The organism is Rhodococcus sp. NPDC057014 (genome assembly GCF_042673295.1).
Classification (GTDB): domain Bacteria; phylum Actinomycetota; class Actinomycetes; order Mycobacteriales; family Mycobacteriaceae; genus Rhodococcus_F.
In genome coordinates, this window is sequence record NZ_JBHUSF010000035.1 from 5,338 (window position 1) to 19,907 (window position 14,570).

The following is a 14,570-nucleotide window of genomic DNA, read 5'->3' on the forward strand; positions in this document are numbered from 1 at the left end:
AAGCCCGGTAACGGGTGCAGGTGACTGGTACTAATAGGCCGAGGACTTACCACAAAGAAGCTACGCGTCCACTGTGCAGTATCTGAAACAACACACACGTTCCCTGCGGGAAGTGGTGGAGTGAACACAGACCCTTTTTGAAGAAAAGGGGGGTCTGTGACATCAACACTCCACCGAAGACCGTGGTGGAGTGTTGATTTCACAGAGTTACGGCGGCCATAGCGGAGGGGAAACGCCCGGTCCCATTCCGAACCCGGAAGCTAAGCCCTCCAGCGCCGATGGTACTGCACCCGACAGGGTGTGGGAGAGTAGGACACCGCCGAACATCCGTTACCGAAAGGGGACCCAATATACTGGGTCCCCTTTCGTGGTTTGTGTGAAAGGAATGACTGTGTCGGAGAGTGACGACGGACGTCGGTCCTTCCGCGGCGGTGCCTCCGGTGCTAACCGCGGCGGTGCCTCCGGTGCTAACCGCGGCGCCGGCGGTCCTCGCCGCGATTCGCGCGACAATCGTGGTGGCGCAGGCGGCGATCGTCGCGGTGGCGGACCCCGTCGTGGCGGCGAGGGCGGCTTCGCGCCTCGCGGACGTGAAGGTGACCGTCCGCAGCGGCAGCAGGCTCGTCCGGACGAACCGGATCTGCCCGAGAACGTCGAGGCCGGTGAACTGGATCCGAGTGTCCGCCGCGATCTGCTGAGCTTGGACAAGACGAACGCGAACACTGTTGCGCGCCATCTGGTGATGGCCGGCAAACTCGTCGACGACGATCCGCGTCTCGCACTCGCGCATGCCCGGGCTGCGCGTCAGCGTGCCGGTCGCATCGCGGTTGTCCGTGAGGCCGCGGGTATCACTGCGTACCACGCCGGTGAATGGGCGGAAGCGCTGTCGGAGTTGCGTGCTGCTCGTCGTATGGCGGGCGGTCCCGGACTGCTCGCGGTGATGGCGGACTGCGAACGTGGACTTGGGCGCCCGGAGCGAGCGATCGAACTCGGGCGAAGCGAGGAAGCGGCAGCGCTGTCGGGTGACGAGGCCGCGGAGCTGCGCATGGTGGTCGCCGGAGCGCGCATGGACCTCGGACAGTTCGATCAGGCCGTCGTCACGCTGCAGACCCCGGACCTGGACGCCTCCCGGACCGGTCCCGGTGCCGCTCGTCTGTTCTACGCGTACGCGGATGCCCTGGTCGCGGCCGGTCGCATCGAGGACGGACTCAAGTGGTTCCTCAACTCCGCTGCGGCGGATCTCGAGGGTGACACCGACGCGGAGGAGCGTGTGGCCGAGCTGACCGGAGACGATCAGTGACGACCCTGCGCGAGAATTACGACGGTCTGCTGTTCGACCTGGACGGCACGCTGTACCAGGGACCGCAGGAAATTCCCGGTGCGCGTGAGGCTTTGGCGGCGGGGACGCAGTCCTGCTACTACGTGACCAACAACGCCAGTCGCAGTCCCGGCGACGTCGCGGAACACCTGACCGAACTCGGCTTCGCCGCCGACGAGTCGACGGTGGTGACGAGTTCGCAGTCCGCGGCCAGGCTCCTCGCGGAGAATGTCGCACCCGATTCGGCCGTGCTCGTCGTGGGAACGGACGCGCTCGCCGACGAAGTTCGGAACGTCGGTTTGCGTCCGGTGCGGTCGTTTGAGGACGCGCCCGCCGCTGTGGTCCAGGGGCATTCGCCGACCACGGGCTGGGCGATCCTCGCCGAGGCGACGCTCGCGATCCGTGCCGGTGCCGTCTGGGTGGCGGCGAACCTGGACTCGACCCTCCCCACCGAACGGGGTCTGGTCCTCGGCAACGGTTCCATGGTCGCGGCCCTGCGCGCGGCGACGTCCCGCGAGCCGCTGGTGGCGGGCAAGCCGGCAGCGCCGTTGATGGAAGATGCGATGCGCCGCAGCGGTTGTGTGCGGCCCCTGGTGGTCGGCGACAGGCTGGACACCGACATCGAAGGCGCCAACAACGTCGGTCTCGACTCGCTGCTGGTGCTCACCGGCGTGAGCACCGCGATCGACGTTCTGCGTGCCCCGCAGGAGCAGCGCCCCACCTACCTGGCATCCGAACTGGACTCGCTCAACCGGCCCGCAGACGAGTCCGTCGTCGGTGAGGACAGCCGGTGGTCCGTCGAGTTCGACGGCACCGATCTGGTGATCGAACCGACCGCGGATTCGGCCGATCCGGTGGATTCGGTGGATTCGGCTGCGTTGCTGCGGGCCGTGGCCGTCGGTGCATGGAAATTCCCCGACTTCGCGAGGATCACGTCGACGACGCCCGCGGTGAGCGCAGTCGTCTCCGGCTGGAGTGCCTGAAACCCGCCCGACCCGCGTCGTTCGTCACGCGATTCGCTGTATGCGTATCCGAACGCGATGGACTAGCGTTGTGCCCGATGAGCACGCCAATACCGCGCCCGGGAGCCCATCTACCTGGGCCTCCTCAGAGTGTCGACCCCGAGAAGATCCACACGGAGGTCGACGGATTGTTGTCGCGGCTCGGAGCCGTCGAACCCGACCCCGACGACGAGCACGGCGTCGGGGTCATCCCACGCAAAGCCCACCTTCTCGAGAAGGCGCACGACGTGCTGGTGGAGGCTCTGGCCACCGTGGACAAGATCTGACGTGGCCCGTCGAGCACGGGTGGATGCCGAACTCGTTCGGCGGGGGCTGGCCCGGTCCCGAGAACACGCGCAAGAACTCATCGCCTCCGGCCGAGTGCTGATCTCGGGTGCGGCAGCGACCAAACCCGCCACCGCCATCGAAGCGGGAACCCCGCTGCGGGTCGTCGAGGTCGACAACGAAGTGTCCTGGGCATCGCGTGGCGCGCACAAACTCCTCGGTGCGCTGGAGGCGTTCACCCCCCGCGGACTCGAAGTCGACGGCAAGCGTTGCCTCGACGCCGGCGCCTCGACCGGCGGCTTCACCGACGTGCTGCTGCACCACGGCGCGCGGGAGGTCGTGGCGGTGGACGTCGGGTACGGACAGTTGGTGTGGCGGCTGCAGTCCGACGACCGCGTCCACGTCGTGGACCGCACCAACGTGCGATCCATCGATGCCGAGCAGATCGGCGGCCCGGTCGAACTGGTGGTCGCGGACCTGTCGTTCATCTCCCTGAAGCTCGTGCTCCCGGCGTTCGTCGCCTGCGTGGCCGCGGGCGCAGATCTTGTTCCGATGGTGAAGCCGCAGTTCGAGGTCGGCAAGGATCACGTGGGCTCCGGTGGGGTGGTGCGTGACCCGGAGTTGCGTGTCGCCGCGGTGCTGGACGTCGCGAAGACGGCGGCGTCGCTCGGACTGCGTACCGTCGGTGCGGTGGCCAGTCCGCTGCCGGGGCCGTCGGGGAACGTCGAATACTTCCTGTGGCTCCGCGCGGATGTCACACCCGGGACGGATGATGTACCGGTCGAGTCGGTAGAAGAGTTGATCCGCACCGCGGTGCAGGAGGGACCACAGTGAGCGGGGGAAGCAGCGGCGCCCAGCAACGCGAGCGGGAGATCCTGCTCGTGGCGCATCCGGGTCGCGCCGAGATCACGGAGACCGCGCGGCGCGTCGGCAAGATCTTCGAGCGGGCCGGGATCGGACTGCGTGTTCTCGTCGACGAGGTCGACAGCACCCGCATCGAACCGATGGACGGCATGGCGGCCGACGAGTTCCTGGTTCCCGGGCTCGAAGTCACCATCGTGCAGGCAGGCCCCGACGCGGCCCTCGGGTGCGAGATGGTGCTCGTCCTCGGTGGGGACGGGACGTTCCTCCGGGCGGCGGAACTCGCCCAGGCCGCGTCCATTCCGGTCCTCGGCATCAACCTGGGCCGGATCGGATTCCTCGCGGAAACGGAGGCCGAGCACCTCGACGAGGCACTCGGCCAGGTGGTGCGCCGGGAATATCGCATCGAGCACCGCATGACGCTGGACGTGCTGGTACGGGTGGACGACGAGATCATCGAACGAGGCTGGGCGCTCAACGAGGCGAGCATCGAGAACCGGTCCCGGCTCGGTGTCCTCGAGGTGGTGCTGGAGGTGGACGGGCGGCCGGTGTCGGCGTTCGGCTGTGACGGCGTGCTCATCTCCACACCCACCGGGTCGACGGCATACGCGTTCTCCGCGGGCGGCCCCGTGGTGTGGCCGGAGCTCGAGGCGCTGCTGGTGGTTCCGAGCAACGCGCACGCCTTGTTCGCGCGCCCCCTCGTGACGAGCCCGGAATCGTTGATTGCGGTGGAGACGGTGGCAGGCAGTCACGACGGTCTGGTGTTCTGCGACGGTCGCCGGACGCTCGAACTGCCTGCGGGCGCCCGCGTCGAAGTGGTGCGTGGCAAGGAACCCGTTCGTTGGGTACGACTGGATTCGGCGCCGTTCGCGGACCGGATGGTGCGAAAGTTCGAGCTGCCCGTCACCGGGTGGCGAGGAAGGAAGCCCTAGACGTGCTGGCAGAGATCAGGATCGACAACCTCGGTGTGATCTCCGAGGCGTCGGCGCAATTCCACGAAGGTTTGACGGTGCTCACCGGTGAGACCGGCGCGGGTAAGACGATGGTGGTGACGAGCCTGCACCTGCTCAGCGGTGCGCGGGCAGACGCGGGACGAGTCCGCCTCGGTGCGCCGCGTGCCGTCGTCGAGGGCCGGTTCATGACCGACGAGGGCTCGGAGCACGTCGAACGGGCCGTGACCCGGCTGCTCGAATCGACCGGTGCCGAGCGGGACGAGGACGGCACCATCATCGCGGTCCGCACCGTCGGCAGCGACGGCCGGTCCCGGGCCCACCTGGGTGGCCGCAGCGTTCCGGCGGGCGTGCTGTCGGAGTTCACCGATCCGCTGCTCACCGTGCACGGGCAGAACGACCAGCTGCGGCTGCTCCGCCCGGACCAGCAGTGTGCCGCGCTCGACCGATTCGCGGACAAGACGGTCGGGCCGCTGGTCGCGCGGTACCGCAAACACCGCGACGAGTGGATGACCGCGCGATCCGAACTCATCGAACGGACCGGTCGTACCCGGGAACTCGCGCAGGAAGCCGACCAGCTGACGTTCGCCCTCAACGAGATCGACGGCGTCGCCCCCGCCCCGGGCGAGGACGAGTCGATCGTGTCGGAGGTGCGCAGGCTCAGCGAACTCGACTCGCTGCGGTCGGCGGCGGAGGAAGCGCACGCGGCGCTCGCCGGCGGCGACGACATGGACGGCGACGGCGTGGCCGCGCCCGCGCTGGACCTGCTGTCCGAGGCGCGGGCCCGGATCGAATCGGCCACCGATCCCGAACTCGACGGGCTCGGACCCCGCCTCGCCGAGGTGATCGCGGTGGTCACCGACGTCTCCGCCGACCTCACCACGTACCTCGCCGGACTGCCGGCGGACCCGGGGGCATTGGATTCCCTGCTGTCCCGGCAGGCGGAGCTGAAGAACCTCATCCGCAAGTACGCCGCGGACGTCGACGGCGTCCTGGAATGGGCCGACAACGCCCGTGCGCGGCTCGAGAAGATCGACGTGTCCTCCGATGCGCTGGCCGCGCTGACGAAGCAGGTGGAGGAGTCGGCGGCGTCGACGGCGGAGGCCGCGTCCAAACTGACCGCGGCCCGCGTCAAGGCGGCGACCAAACTCGCCAAGGCGGTCAGCTCCGAACTCGCCGGTCTGGCAATGGGCCGGGCGGCGCTCGAGGTGACGGTCCGGCCCCGGATCGCCGGACCCCAGGACACGGCCCCGCTCACCGTCGACGGCACCGAACTCCATGCGGGATCGTCCGGCGTCGACGAAGTAGAGTTCCGGCTGTCGGCGCACAGCGGCGCGCAGTCGCTGCCCATCAGCAAGAGCGCGTCCGGCGGTGAGCTCTCGCGCGTGATGCTTGCGCTCGAGGTGGTACTCGCCGGGTCCGACTCCGGCGCGACCATGGTGTTCGACGAGGTCGACGCCGGCGTCGGCGGGAGGGCCGCGGTCGAGATCGGCAGGCGGCTGGCCCGGCTGGCCCGCACGCACCAGGTCATCGTCGTCACGCACCTGCCGCAGGTCGCGGCGTTCGCAGACACCCACCTGGTGGTCGACAAGGTCGACGACGAGGACGGCGTCGTCAGCAGTGGCGTGCACACACTCACCGACGACGAACGGGTCGTGGAACTGGCCCGGATGCTCGCCGGCCTCGACGACACGGAGACCGGACGCGCCCACGCGGAGGAGCTGCTGGCGACGGCCAACGCCGAGCGTTCCGCCTGACCCCGCTCGGTGGTCCGTCGGCCGCCCCGTGGTAATGGTGTGACTGATGTGGTAAACGGTTCGGCGCGCCTCCACAGGTCGGTCGAGCTTCCGGTCCATCATCGAATCCATGAAGATGCCGGCACTGCTGTCACGTAACACCGAAACTTTGCCTGGGGTCAGCGGCATCGCCAGGGTGGATCGCAACACGGCCAAGTTGCTGCGCCGCGTCGGACCCGGTGACATCGTCGTTCTCGACGAGCTCGACCTCGATCGCGGAACCGCGGACGCCCTCGTGAAGGCCGGCGTTCTCGCAGTGATCAACGCGTCGCCCTCGATCTCCGGGCGGTATCCCAACCTCGGCCCGGAGGTGATCGTCGCCAACGGAATCCTGCTGGTGGATTCGGCGGGCGCCGAGATCTTCAAGAGCATCAAAGACGGCAGCAAGGTCCGGGTGAACGGGGGAGGTGTCTACTCCGGGGAACGGCGCATCGCCAAGGGCGACGAACAGACCGAGGCGGAGATCTCCGACCGGATGATCGAGGCGAAGACCGGTCTCGTCGACCACCTCGAGGCGTTCTCCGGCAACACCATCGAGTTCATCCGCACCGAGAGCCCGTTGCTGATCGACGGGGTCGGGGTCCCCGACGTCGACGTCGACATGAAGGAACGGCACGTCGTCATCGTGTCCGACGGCCCGGACCACGCGTCCGACCTGAAGAACCTCAAGCCGTTCATCAAGGAATACTCGCCGATCCTCATCGGCGTCGGAGCAGGCGCCGACGTCCTGAAGTCGGCGGGCTATCGCCCGGATCTCATCGTCGGCGACCCCGAGGACATCACCAGCGCGACGTTGAAGTCGGGTGCCGAGGTGGTTCTGCCCGCCGACCAGGACGGTCACGCACCCGGGCTGTCGCGCATCCAGGACCTCGGCATCGGAGCGATGACGTTCCCCGCGTCCGGATCGCCGTCCGACCTGGCCCTGCTGCTGGCCGACCACCACGGCGCGTCGCTGATCGTCACGGTCGGGAACACCGTCTCCCTCGACGAGTTCTTCGACCGCGGTCGCCGCGACAGCAACCCGTCGGCGTTCATGACCCGCCTGAAGGTCGGGCCGAAACTGGTGGACGCGAAGGCCGTGGCGACCCTGTACCGCAGCCGCGTGTCGGGAGGAGCGATCGCGCTGCTCGTCCTCGCCGCTCTCGTGGCGGTCATCGTGGCGCTGGTCGTGTCCAACGTGGGTGGTGAAGCACTCGACTGGACCGTCGCGACATGGAACAGCTTTGCGTTGTGGGTGCAGGGGTTCTTCAAGTGATTTCTCTGCGTCAACATGCCATTTCCATAGCGGCGATCTTCCTGGCTCTGGCAATCGGCGTGGTGATGGGCTCCGGCCTGTTGTCGAGCGGTCTTGTGTCGGGACTGCGCGACGACAAGGCCGACCTGCAGACCGACGTGGAAAACGCGACCGAACGCAACAACCAACTGACCGAGCAGTTGAACTCGGCCGACGGCTTCGATTCCGCGGTGGGCGGCCGCGTGGTCGCCGACTCGCTCGCGCAACGCACCGTGATGGTCGTGACGACTCCCGATGCCGACCCCGCCGACCTCGACGGGGTCAACCGGATGATCGCGCAGGCAGGAGGTTCGGTGACCGGGCGGGTGTCGTTGACCGACTCGTTCGTCGACGCCACGGGCGGTGACCGGCTGCGGACCGTCGTCAACAACGTGATCCCCGCGGGCGTCACGTTGAAGACCGGGGCCGTCGACCAGGGCAGCCTCGCAGGCGACCTGCTGGGCTCCGTTCTCATGCTCGGCAAGGAGACCGGTCAGCCGCAGAGTTCCGCCCAGGAGATGGCGCTGGCCCTCGAGACCCTGCGCGGCGCCGGATTCGTCAGCTACGACGACGGGGCCGTCCAGCCTGCGCAGGTCGCGGTGGTGCTGACCGGAGATCGGGACGTCGAGGACGGCGTCAGCGGCAATCGCGGTGCGGTCGTGGCCCGGTTCGCGGGCGCGCTGGACTCACGCGGTGCCGGGGCAGTGCTCGCCGGACGTCCGGCCTCCGCCCAGGGCAACGGCGCGGTCGCCGTGGCACGCGCCGACGCCGCCCTCTCGGCAGCGCTCACGACGATCGACAACATCGACCGGGAAGCGGGCAAGATCACCGTTCCGCTCGCGCTGCAGGAGCAACTGAACGGCGGCGCCGGCCGGTACGGCACCGGACCCGGCACCACCGGAGTCACCGTGGGGGCCACCCCGGCGTAGCGCGCGTCACATCGGGGCGGGCAATCGCGGCGCGTTGTTTCCGGGACGTCCGCCGAGGTGTTACCGTGAAGTCCCGTGGGTCGGCAGGCCCCAGCATTGCTCGAACAGACCAAGCCCTGCACAGTCGTCACGGGAGCCCCTTTGCCACAGTCACGCACTCATTCGCGTACCGCCACCAAGCACATCTTCGTGAGCGGCGGCGTCGCCTCCTCACTCGGCAAGGGCCTCACAGCCTCGAGCCTCGGGCAATTGCTGACCGCGCGGGGAATGCGCGTGACCATGCAGAAACTGGATCCGTACCTCAACGTCGATCCGGGCACGATGAACCCCTTCCAGCACGGTGAGGTCTTCGTCACCGAGGACGGTGCCGAGACCGACCTCGACGTCGGCCACTACGAGCGCTTCCTCGACCGCGACCTGTCCGGTCAGGCGAATGTGACCACCGGCCAGGTGTATTCGACGGTCATCGCCAAGGAGCGCCGCGGCGAGTACCTCGGCGACACCGTCCAGGTCATTCCGCACATCACGGACGAGATCAAGAGCCGGATCCTCGCGATGAGCGGGCCGGATCTGCAGGGACACCGCCCCGACGTCGTCATCACGGAGATCGGCGGCACCGTCGGCGACATCGAGTCACAGCCGTTCCTCGAGGCCGCCCGTCAGGTGCGCCACGACGTCGGCCGGGACAACGTCTTCTTCCTGCACGTCTCCCTGGTCCCGTACCTGGCGCCGTCGGGTGAGCTCAAGACGAAGCCCACCCAGCATTCGGTCGCCGCGCTGCGAAACATCGGCATCCAGCCCGACGCGCTGATCCTGCGCTGCGACCGCGAGGTTCCCCCGGCGCTGAAGAACAAGATCGCGCTCATGTGCGACGTCGACGTCGACGGCTGCATCTCGACGCCCGACGCGCCGTCGATCTACGACATCCCGAAGGTGCTGCACAGCGAGGGCCTCGACGCGTACGTCGTCCGTCAGCTGGGACTGCCGTTCCGCGACGTGGACTGGACCGTGTGGGGAAACCTGCTCGAGCGCGTCCACCAGCCGCGCGAGACCGTGCGGATTGCGCTGGTCGGAAAATACGTCGACCTGCCGGACGCGTACCTGTCCGTCACCGAGGCGCTGCGTGCAGGCGGATTCGCGAACCGCTCGAAGGTGGAGATCTCGTGGGTGCCGTCGGACGCCTGTGAGACCGAGGCGGGCGCGCAGGCCGCGCTCGGCGACGTCGACGGTGTGCTGATCCCCGGCGGCTTCGGAATCCGCGGCATCGAGGGCAAGCTCGGCGCGATCCGGTACGCCCGCCACCGGAAGATCCCGCTGCTCGGACTGTGCCTGGGCCTGCAGTGTGTCGTGATCGAAGCCGCGCGCAGCGTCGGTCTGGACGACGCCAACTCCGCCGAGTTCGAGCCCGAGACCACCCACCCCGTGATCTCCACGATGGCCGATCAGGAAGACGTCATCGCCGGCGAGGCGGACCTCGGCGGCACGATGCGCCTCGGCGCGTACCCCGCCGTCCTGGCGAAGGGGTCCGTCGTCGCCCGGGCGTACGGCAGCGAAGAGGTGTCGGAACGTCACCGTCACCGCTACGAGGTCAACAACGCGTACCGGGACCGGATCGCCAAGAGCGGACTACGGTTCAGCGGCACCTCTCCCGACGGTCACCTCGTCGAATTCGTCGAGTACCCGGCCGATCAGCACCCGTTCTTCGTAGCCACGCAGGCCCACCCCGAGCTGAAGAGCCGTCCGACGCGTCCGCATCCGCTGTTCGCGGCGTCCGTCGACGCGGCGCTGAGGCACAAGCTCGAGGAGCGCCTCCCCGTCGACGTACACGGCGAGGAGCACGCGGTCGCCGACGACGAGATCGCCGATTCCGCCGACCGCGACGAGGTCGCGTCGGTCGACAGCGCGGGATAGGGCGAGACCGACCATGCCCGACATCGGCCGGCACGAATTCGAGACTCTCGACTCGCGCGCCGTCTACAGCGGCGCGATCCTCGCGCTGCGGGTGGATCACGTCGCGATGCCGGACGGCCGGACCGCCGAACGTGAGGTGGTCGAGCACCACGGCGCCGTCGCCGTCGTGGTGCTCGACGACGAGGACCGGGTCGTCCTGATCCACCAGTACCGGCACCCGGTGGGGCGCCGGTTGTGGGAGATTCCGGCGGGTCTGCTGGACGAGCCCGGGGAGGATCCCGTCGACGCCGCCCGACGCGAACTGGCGGAAGAGACCGGCCTCGCGGCCCGGCGCTGGTCCGTCCTCGTGGATGTCGTTCTCTCACCGGGGTTCACGGACGAGTCGGTGCGTGTGTTCCTCGCCGAGGACCTGCACGAAGTGGACAGGCCGGACCCGGAGGACGAGGAAGCCGACCTCGAGATCGAGCGGATTCCGTTCGACGAGGTCGTGTCGATGGTGCTGAACGGGACCATCGTCAACGCCACGGCCGCGTCCGGAGTGATGGCCCTCGCCGCCGCCCGGTCCCGGCCTGGCGGTCTCGGCGAACTCCGCGACGCAAGCGCCCCCTGGGTCGATCGCCCCGAGCGGTTCAGCGAGCGGAAGCGCGCACGTGCCGCCGGGGACGAAGCCGCGCGGGCGTGACGTGGTGATCGCCCGCCAGGTGGATTCGTACCTCGACCACATGGCGGTCGAGCGCGGGGCCGCCCGCAACACGCTCGGTTCGTACCGGCGCGACCTTCAGCGGTACACGCAGTTCCTCGCCGACCGGGAGGTCACTGACATCGGCCGTGTCCGCGAACAGGATGTCAGCGACTTCGTGATCGCCCTGAGGACGGGTGATCCGAACCGCGAACTGCCCCCGCTGGCAGCGAGTTCGGCGGCCAGGGCGCTGATCGCGGTGCGCGGATTCCACCGGTTCGCCGCGGCCGAGGGGCTGACCGCCGTCGACGTCGCCCGGGACGTGCGGCCACCGTCGCCTGCGAAACGGCTCCCGAAGTCGCTCCCGGTCAACGAGGTGCTGGCCCTGCTGGAGTCGGTCGGAGGCAGCGGACCCGCAGACGGACCGCGGGCGGTGCGCGACCGCGCGCTGCTCGAGTTGCTGTATTCGACGGGCGCCCGCATCTCCGAGGCCGTCGGCCTGGACGTCGACGACATCGACACCGAGACCCGGTCGGTGCTGCTGCGTGGCAAGGGCGGCAAGCAGCGGGTGGTGCCGGTGGGGCGGCCCGCCGTCGAATCCCTCGACGCCTACCTGATCCGGGGCAGGCCCGCCCTGGTGTCCAGCGCGACACCTGCCCTGTTCCTCAACGTCCGCGGCGGACGGCTGTCCCGGCAGAGCGCGTGGCAGGTGCTGCAGACCGCGGCGGACGCGGCGGGGATCTCGTCGGCGGTGTCTCCGCACACGCTCCGCCACTCGTTCGCGACCCACCTTCTCGACGGCGGCGCCGACGTCCGCGTCGTCCAGGAGTTGCTCGGACACGCGTCGGTGACGACCACGCAGATATATACGCTGGTGACAGTGGGTGCGTTGCGCGAAGTGTGGGCCGGAGCGCACCCCCGGGCGCGGTAGCGGAAAGCGTGTCGAGGGGAAAATTCACGGTACGAGGCGGTAGCGTTCGTATAACGATGTGGGATCGACAGCGATCATCGAGAGAACAGGGGATCATCGGACCGTGGTGACACCGCAGCCGCCAGCGGCGGAGTCAGAGCACTCGCAACCGGAGGGCGACATGTTCGACGTGCGGCAAACCGAAACCGCAGACTTGTTCGACGACGCTGCCGTGGTCGTGGAGGAGGAACTCGGCCCCACGGGTCGGCCGACGCGTGAGGTGCCGGAACCCGCCCCGCTACCCTCGCACGGCCCGGCCAAGATCGTCGCGATGTGCAACCAGAAGGGCGGCGTCGGCAAGACGACGTCGACGATCAACCTGGGTGCGTCGCTGGCCGAATACGGTCGACGGGTCCTGCTCGTCGACCTCGATCCCCAGGGGGCGCTGTCCGCGGGCCTCGGCGTCGCGCACAACGACCTCGAACTGACCGTCCACAATCTGCTCGTCGAACCGCGCGTCTCGATCGACGACGTCCTGATGCGGACGCGCGTCGAGGGCCTCGACCTGCTGCCGAGCAACATCGACCTGTCGGCGGCGGAGATCCAGCTCGTCACCGAGGTGGGGCGTGAGCAGACACTCGGACGCGTGCTGCATCCCGTGCTCGACCGCTACGACTACGTCCTCATCGACTGCCAGCCGTCCCTCGGTCTGCTCACGGTCAATGCGCTGGCCTGCGCAGACTCGGTGATCATCCCGATGGAGTGCGAATACTTCAGCCTGCGCGGACTGGCGCTGCTCAACGACACGGTCGAGAAGGTCCACGACCGGCTCAACCCGCGACTCGAACTCGCCGGGATCGTCGTGACGATGTTCGACGCGCGGACCCTGCACGCACGCGAAGTGATGGCCCGCGTCGTGGAGGTATTCGGGGACTTGGTCTACGACACCGTGATCAACCGGACCGTGCGATTCCCCGAGACCTCGGTCGCCGGGGAACCGATCACCACCTGGGCGCCCAAGTCGACCGGTGCCGAGGCGTACCGGGCGCTGGCACGCGAGGTCATTCACCGGTCCGGCCGGTAAGTGGTGAATACGCAAGACATTCCGGCACCACCGCAGACCGAGGGTTCGAACGGCGAGGACCCGCAGGCGCCCGCCGTCAAGCCCGGCTTCAGGGTGACGCTGCGCAACTTCGAGGGACCGTTCGATCTGCTCCTCACCCTGATCAACCAGCGGCAGCTGGACGTCACGGAAGTCGCGCTGCACCAGGTGACGGACGACTTCATCGCCTACACCCGCACGCTCGGCGCGGAGATGGGTCTCGACCAGACCACGGAATTCCTGGTCGTCGCCGCGACACTGCTCGACCTGAAGGCGGCGCGTCTGCTCCCCGCGGGACAGGTGGAGGACGCCGAGGACCTCGCGCTTCTCGAGGCGCGCGACCTGCTGTTCGCCCGGCTGCTGCAGTACCGCGCGTACAAGCAGGTGGCGCAACTGTTCGGCGAACTCGAGGCGGCCGCACTGCGCCGGTATCCGCGGTCGGCAGCTCTGGAGGACCAGTTCACCCAGTTGCTGCCGGAAGTGCTGCTCGGCGTCGACCCCCAGCGGTTCGCGGAGATCGCCGCGACCGTGTTCACACCCCGCCCGAAGCCCACCGTGGGACTCGACCACCTGCACGACATGCACGCGGTGTCGGTCCCCGAACAGGCGGCGCGGATGCTGGAACTGCTCCGCGAGCGAGGAGCGGGCGAGTGGGCGAGCTTCGGCGACCTCGTCTCGGAGTGCGAGGTCACCGGCCTGATCGTGGCAAGATTTCTCGCGCTGCTCGAGCTGTACCGCGAGCAGTCCGTGTTGTTCGAACAGCCCGAGCCACTCGGGGAACTGCTGGTGAGCTGGACCGGGGAAGGTACACATGCCCCGGTGACCGAGGAGGATTACGGATGAGTTCGGCCCCGTTCGACGAGCCGGACGACCAGGGCGCCGTCGATACGGAACCCGAGCTGTCGGACGCAGAACCCGAGCTGTCGGACACAGAACTCGCAGCGGTCCTCGAGTCGTTGCTGCTGATCGTGGACTCACCGGCCGGTGCGGAGCAGCTCGCGTCCGCGACCGGTGCTTCTGTGAATCGCATCACGGAGACACTGAACCGCATGTCCGCCGAGCTCACCGCCCGGGGAAGCGGGATGGACCTCCGATATGCCGGTGACGGTTGGCGTCTCTACACCCGCACCGCGTACGCACCCTACGTCGAACGGCTCCTGCTCGACGGAGCCCGCTCCAAACTGACGAGGGCGGCGTTGGAAACTCTGGCCGTGGTGGCATACCGTCAACCGTTGACCCGCGTACGGATCAGTGCGGTGCGCGGCGTCAACGTGGATGGTGTGGTGCGCACACTTCTCGCTCGCGGTTTGATCGCCGAAGCCGGCGTCGATCCCGATACCAACGCCACGCAGTACTCGACGACGGAACTCTTCCTGGAACGGCTCGGCTTGGCGTCTCTGGCCGATCTTCCCGCGTTGGCTCCGTTGTTGCCGGATGTGGATCTGATAGATGACATCAGTGACAGTCTGGAATCTGACCCACGATTTGCGAGAATGAATAAAGCTACGGCTTCCACAGAAGAGTTGGACACCGGGCTGGACACCGAAGACTGACAGGG

14 protein-coding genes and 1 rRNA gene are annotated in these 14,570 nt (G+C 68.3%); all 15 read left to right on the forward strand.

The annotated features are described in order from the left end of the window. Window positions 1-208 precede the first annotated feature (208 nt). The 15 genes from rrf (at window position 209) to scpB (ending at window position 14,565) form a co-directional block, all read left to right on the forward strand. Window positions 209-325: ribosomal RNA gene (rrf, locus tag ACFTZB_RS10320) — 5S ribosomal RNA — on the forward strand. A 60-nt stretch (window positions 326-385) separates the two neighbouring features. After that, on the forward strand, window positions 386-1,297 hold the full coding sequence (locus ACFTZB_RS10325; protein WP_378431423.1) for a tetratricopeptide repeat protein: 912 nt from the start codon (window positions 386-388) through the stop codon (window positions 1,295-1,297). Continuing rightward, window positions 1,294-2,298, forward strand: coding sequence for an HAD-IIA family hydrolase (locus ACFTZB_RS10330; protein WP_378431424.1), 1,005 nt, complete (start codon window positions 1,294-1,296; stop codon window positions 2,296-2,298). Before ACFTZB_RS10325 ends, ACFTZB_RS10330 begins: the two co-directional genes overlap by 4 nt. Before the next feature lie 77 nt (window positions 2,299-2,375). Continuing rightward, on the forward strand, window positions 2,376-2,603 hold the full coding sequence (locus ACFTZB_RS10335) for a hypothetical protein (protein WP_043943807.1): 228 nt from the start codon (window positions 2,376-2,378) through the stop codon (window positions 2,601-2,603). A 1-nt stretch (window position 2,604) separates the two neighbouring features. Continuing rightward, window positions 2,605-3,435, forward strand: a complete 831-nt coding sequence (locus ACFTZB_RS10340) for a TlyA family RNA methyltransferase (protein ID WP_378431426.1) — start codon at window positions 2,605-2,607, stop codon at window positions 3,433-3,435. Further along, entirely contained in the window at window positions 3,432-4,394 is a 963-nt protein-coding gene (locus ACFTZB_RS10345; RefSeq protein ID WP_072941897.1) for an NAD kinase, read from the forward strand. Before ACFTZB_RS10340 ends, ACFTZB_RS10345 begins: the two co-directional genes overlap by 4 nt. A gap of 2 nt (window positions 4,395-4,396) precedes the next feature. Then, entirely contained in the window at window positions 4,397-6,169 is a 1,773-nt protein-coding gene (gene recN / locus ACFTZB_RS10350) for a DNA repair protein RecN (RefSeq protein WP_378431427.1), read from the forward strand. 109 nt (window positions 6,170-6,278) lie between these two features. Next, window positions 6,279-7,463 (forward strand): putative cytokinetic ring protein SteA, encoded by a 1,185-nt coding sequence (gene steA / locus ACFTZB_RS10355; RefSeq protein ID WP_378431429.1) that lies wholly within the window; start codon window positions 6,279-6,281, stop codon window positions 7,461-7,463. Beyond that, window positions 7,460-8,410 carry a copper transporter gene (locus ACFTZB_RS10360; protein WP_378431430.1) on the forward strand — a complete coding sequence of 317 codons (951 nt, stop codon included), beginning with the start codon at window positions 7,460-7,462 and terminating at the stop codon, window positions 8,408-8,410. The genes steA and ACFTZB_RS10360 overlap by 4 nt, the downstream gene beginning before the upstream one ends. Window positions 8,411-8,551: 141 nt before the next feature. Beyond that, window positions 8,552-10,321 (forward strand): CTP synthase, encoded by a 1,770-nt coding sequence (locus tag ACFTZB_RS10365; RefSeq protein WP_378431432.1) that lies wholly within the window; start codon window positions 8,552-8,554, stop codon window positions 10,319-10,321. Window positions 10,322-10,334: 13 nt separating this feature from the next. Beyond that, window positions 10,335-11,003, forward strand: coding sequence for an NUDIX domain-containing protein (locus ACFTZB_RS10370; RefSeq protein ID WP_378431433.1), 669 nt, complete (start codon window positions 10,335-10,337; stop codon window positions 11,001-11,003). Window position 11,004: 1 nt separating this feature from the next. Then, window positions 11,005-11,931 (forward strand): site-specific tyrosine recombinase XerD, encoded by a 927-nt coding sequence (xerD, locus tag ACFTZB_RS10375; RefSeq protein ID WP_378431460.1) that lies wholly within the window; start codon window positions 11,005-11,007, stop codon window positions 11,929-11,931. 58 nt (window positions 11,932-11,989) lie between these two features. Beyond that, window positions 11,990-12,994 (forward strand): ParA family protein, encoded by a 1,005-nt coding sequence (locus ACFTZB_RS10380; protein ID WP_378431434.1) that lies wholly within the window; start codon window positions 11,990-11,992, stop codon window positions 12,992-12,994. Next, complete coding sequence (locus ACFTZB_RS10385; RefSeq protein WP_378431435.1) at window positions 12,995-13,855, forward strand: segregation and condensation protein A; 861 nt, start codon at window positions 12,995-12,997, stop codon at window positions 13,853-13,855. Further along, window positions 13,852-14,565 (forward strand): SMC-Scp complex subunit ScpB, encoded by a 714-nt coding sequence (gene scpB / locus ACFTZB_RS10390; protein WP_378431437.1) that lies wholly within the window; start codon window positions 13,852-13,854, stop codon window positions 14,563-14,565. Before ACFTZB_RS10385 ends, scpB begins: the two co-directional genes overlap by 4 nt. Window positions 14,566-14,570: the final 5 nt, after the last annotated feature.